At 46.7% G+C, this 4,007-nt stretch carries 6 protein-coding genes; 4 read left to right on the top strand and 2 right to left on the bottom strand.

Going from position 1 to position 4,007, the window contains the following annotated elements:
* Positions 1-277 precede the first annotated feature (277 nt).
* The 4 genes from TU75_RS27240 (at position 278) to TU75_RS28785 (ending at position 2,148) form a co-directional block, all read left to right on the top strand.
* Positions 278-880: a hypothetical protein gene (locus tag TU75_RS27240; protein ID WP_082630588.1), complete on the top strand. Its 603-nt coding sequence runs from the start codon at positions 278-280 to the stop codon at positions 878-880.
* Between the two features lie 24 nt (positions 881-904).
* Positions 905-1,192, top strand: coding sequence for a hypothetical protein (locus tag TU75_RS26035; RefSeq protein ID WP_060550537.1), 288 nt, complete (start codon positions 905-907; stop codon positions 1,190-1,192).
* 168 nt (positions 1,193-1,360) lie between these two features.
* A complete protein-coding gene (locus TU75_RS26030; protein WP_060550536.1) occupies positions 1,361-1,612 on the top strand; it encodes a hypothetical protein in 252 nt (83 codons plus the stop codon).
* A 197-nt stretch (positions 1,613-1,809) separates the two neighbouring features.
* Positions 1,810-2,148 (top strand): colicin E1 family microcin immunity protein, encoded by a 339-nt coding sequence (locus tag TU75_RS28785; protein WP_141719146.1) that lies wholly within the window; start codon positions 1,810-1,812, stop codon positions 2,146-2,148.
* Between the two features lie 24 nt (positions 2,149-2,172).
* Here TU75_RS28785 and TU75_RS26025 read toward each other — a convergent pair whose 3' ends face one another.
* Both TU75_RS26025 and TU75_RS28270 read right to left on the bottom strand, forming a co-directional pair.
* Positions 2,173-3,471 (bottom strand): colicin-like pore-forming protein, encoded by a 1,299-nt coding sequence (locus TU75_RS26025; RefSeq protein ID WP_060550535.1) that lies wholly within the window; start codon positions 3,469-3,471, stop codon positions 2,173-2,175.
* A 37-nt stretch (positions 3,472-3,508) separates the two neighbouring features.
* Entirely contained in the window at positions 3,509-3,865 is a 357-nt protein-coding gene (locus TU75_RS28270; RefSeq protein WP_060550534.1) for a hypothetical protein, read from the bottom strand.
* Between the last annotated feature and the right edge of the window lie 142 nt (positions 3,866-4,007).

The following is a 4,007-nucleotide window of genomic DNA, read 5'->3' as shown; positions in this document are numbered from 1 at the left end:
CGATATCAGCCATTTTTTGATGCATCGCTATAACTGGATTAGGCCTCATCAATTCAACGATGGGTTGGCCCCAGCGCGGGCCGAGGAAAAACTTAACGTCGTGTCCGGGATTAGTTGACCACTACATTGCGTCAGCGAACGCCTTCAGCCCCCCTCTGCTTTCCATAGCCTATTCCTGCCAGCGCACAAATTAACGCACCGAGGAAAAATTAGACGTGGTGCCGAATCAATCCTTCTCGACGCTGTCACAGCCATAATTATGGAGAGGACGGCGTACATGTCTATTCGCATACCATTCTGTTTACTGCTATTAACGATGCTCGCAGGTTGCCAGTACCTACCCCACACCAATTACTTCGTCGCTCCAGACAATGAGCCGAATCCTGCTTGGATTCGTATCGTCAATTTCACCCAGCATGCTGCAATTTACCAATCCGTAAACGGTGTGAAGACGGGTGGTGTAGTCCGTACCGGTCTTCTTCCCTTTACCCATACACAGGATATCGGCATGCCTAAAGCGGGACAAAATCTAACCTGGGACTATTATGAGTCAACGATTCGACCAGGGCTCGAAACCAGTGTCTACACGTCATGGGAGGGATCGCGTACTAGGACCTGCTTCGTCACGACGACATTCACACCAGAAGCTGGGCGCTACTATCAGTTCCTACTCACGTCAGGCTCCAGTGGGACATGCACGCTATACCCCACCCTGATTGAGCGTGATAAAGAAAGCGCAGGCTGGCATCTAGTCCCCAACAAAACCGTAACCTACGAATACGACGGACCTACCGCCAAGACCTTCTATACCAACAGTAAATTCGAAGATTCCAACTATCAGCCACCGCCTGAACTGTATCCCGGCACCGACGTTAGGTAGTGGCAACACTGAGCAGGTTCACAGATGAAGCTAAAGCCTCTGCACCTAGTTGCTGATGTGAAAAAACCATGCGCATACCGCCCAAATGTCTCAACAATCGTGTTGTTTGGCCTTGAGGTCGAGGGTGAGCACGAACCGCCGATATATATGGAGATTCGATTCTTGGACTACGACAGCCAACAAATTGAAGGAGACCATCTGATGCACTCGCTGGAGGAAGCCTTAGAATCCGCTAAACAGGATTACGGGATTTTTAGGGATGATTGGCACGAGATGAATGAAGTAGAAATTGCCCGGATTCCTTGGTCGTGATGTGGTGGTCACTGCTGCAGTTGAGAGTGGTTTGCTAGGATGCAATCACTCAACTGCTGTTCAGAGCATGATCCGAGGCTTACTATTCCAGCGATAGAATTCGTCAAAGACCTTCACACCCAACAGCTGGGTATACTCCAGGAATCGTAGGTTCAGGGAATTGACCGAATGGACAAGGGATTCAGCTACAATCCTCAAATTCCGTGCATTGTGCTGCACAATGGCCAAGACGTTGGTGCAATGGTGGATGGCAAGCTCTACAGGTTCGATTCCAGCCTCACTGTGCAGAACCAGCATGCAGAGGCAGGGTTCCTTGTGGATAACGTCCTGTTTCAATACGGAGAGCCCATAGGCCACCTTGAAGGCCGAAGGCTCATCATTGACAGCCGTAGCGAAGTTCTGGAGCTGGTAGAAGCCTAAACGCCCTTCTCTGCCCCACTGGCAAGCTTATTTCTTTATCAAAACCAGTTTTTCCAAACAGGCTTTTAGTATACCAATCGCCTGCATATTGATTGCAATCGCCCTTGATAATGGCCCATTGCCAGTTTAAGAATTTGCTATTTTAGAAACCTGCATGGCAGCCATTAAATTAAATTGACTTTAAACGCGAGCAGACTTTGTATCTAAAATATTACTTTCAGAACTTGATAATCTCGGTAGGAATTTTCATTTTATTCTTTACCGATTGGTTTGGAGGGGAGGCATTCGTAGAAAGGACAAACCCAATTTTTCTAACGCTGGGTATATGCAGTGCTTTTTTATTCCCCTTTTCGCGGATGATAATAGAAAAAACGGCGCTTCGCTTCACTACGCGAGAATTCTGGACTACAGGCTTATTTACTGAGTCACCAGGAAAAAATGGTCTGTACGCAATATTTTATGTAGCCTGCACGATCCTAGCAGTCCCCATTTTTTGTATATATTTAATTTATATGGCATTAAAAAAAGCTGCCTAAAAAGGCCACTTTCTCCCTTCTCTTTTAAGGCAGAATTGCATCAAGTGCGTCGTTGAATTGCTTAACGTGCGCATCATCAATATATGCACTGACAAGTGCCATAATCAGAGCAAAAGCTACGATACCGACTGGCGTGGAGACGGTCACTCCGAAAGCAAAAGCAATTAGACCTGTAGCTGCACTGCCAGCAAAAAGAGTTTCCACTTTCAGCACGGTATTGTTCCAGTCACCCGATGCGTAGCTTTTCTTCACCTCTTCAACCAGGTCATACGCATCCAAAGCTTTGCCTGTATAGCCAAACCCTTTTGCGAAGAGGTTGAGGTTTTTTGCCAACTCAGCTCGATCAAGCGAATCCAGAGCGTTCACGATTGCTGCACGATCTGCAGCACTGAATTTCTTATCCAGATGATCCTTGTATTGATCAAAAGCCTTCAAAGCCTCTTCAGCACTGCGAAGCGTTTTACCCTTTGCAGTTTCAGCCAAATCTGTGGCTAATGCCGACATCTGAGCACCATATTTTTCACCGGTTTCTTTGTAGAAATCAGCAGTGAATTTAATAGCCCCCTTAATTTCTTCTTCTGCCTTTGCTTGTTCCTCGGCAATACGTTTTGCTTCTGCTTCCTCTGCAGCTTTTTTGGCTGCGGCTTCAGCCGCAATACGTTCATCCTCTGCAGCCTGTGCTGCTGCAACAGCAAGGTTCAAGGTGTTAGACTTTTCAGTGAGAATCCGGATTTTTTCAACCAACTTTTTACTTTCATAAACAGCCGAAATCGAAGCGATAAAAGATCGATAGATTTCAATCGGCGTGCCTGGGCGCTTTCCGTTTACAATATCAGTTGCGAGAATTGCGGAATTCTTTTTGAGTTCTACGGCAAGAGGATCTCTTCCAAAATAAGAATTAGCAACTGCATTACTGTTAACGAGTAGCTCTTGTGCTTGTGCAACCAGCCCATCTACTACTGCTTTCTCTCTTTGTGCTTTTTCCAATTCACTCAGAAGGCTGACATCACCAAGTGCAGCGGCAACTTCGCTTTCGGTTTGGGTTGGAATATTTGGAAAATTCGCATTGTAGGCCGTTTCAATGTCCACCTGGGCACGAGCTGCTTTACCTGCAATGGGCAAAACATAATCCGACGAAGATCGAATGCCAGGAAGACTCAGAAGGGTCTCAACGTCTGTACCAACCGGCACATCTACTGAATGCGGAGGCTGTGCACCAGGTACACCCGGTACAACTACTGGTACAGGTGGTAGAGGAGGCGGAGGTGGAAGGGGATCTGGTGTGATGATGATAGGGGGTAGCTCAATTCCATTTGTAGACATATGAATCTCCATGTGACTTGGCATAAATGAAAAATGCTCAAATCTTAAATTTCAGCAGTCCAAAATCAGACTGTGTCCTGTTTTGTCTAGATACGATCCTAGACGCCAGGCAAAACAACTGTACATAAAACCAGCTATTTCCGCAATACCATATATGCACTAATGCATTTTCACTCGCTTTGACGTGGCCCTGGCTCAACAGGAAGGCCAACACGTCATCACCGCTGTAATGCTCTGCAAAAGCTTGTCTAGCCACCCTCCTGTCGATCACATCATCGATCACGGAATCACCAAGCAGCCTAGATTTGTACACCAACGTTTCGCGCAAGGTCATCAGATAGAAAGCCGCATCATCAGCGCTACCAGCTCCAACCGCAGGAGCTGTGAGCTTCATTCCCTTGGCCTTTTTAAAGGTTCTTCACGGAATCCCGGGAAACACAGAAACAAGAACGCCGATTTGATTGATGATGTTCGTGCGAGCAAACACATCTACCAAACCGGCGTTCTTATGCGCGATATTAATACTTTCCTTCCTT

Source organism: Pseudomonas poae (genome assembly GCF_001439785.1).
In the GTDB taxonomy this organism is placed as follows: Bacteria; Pseudomonadota; Gammaproteobacteria; order Pseudomonadales; family Pseudomonadaceae; genus Aquipseudomonas; species Aquipseudomonas poae.
The sequence above is the reverse complement of the archived record's forward strand: the minus strand, read 5'-3'. Positions and strand labels throughout refer to the sequence as shown.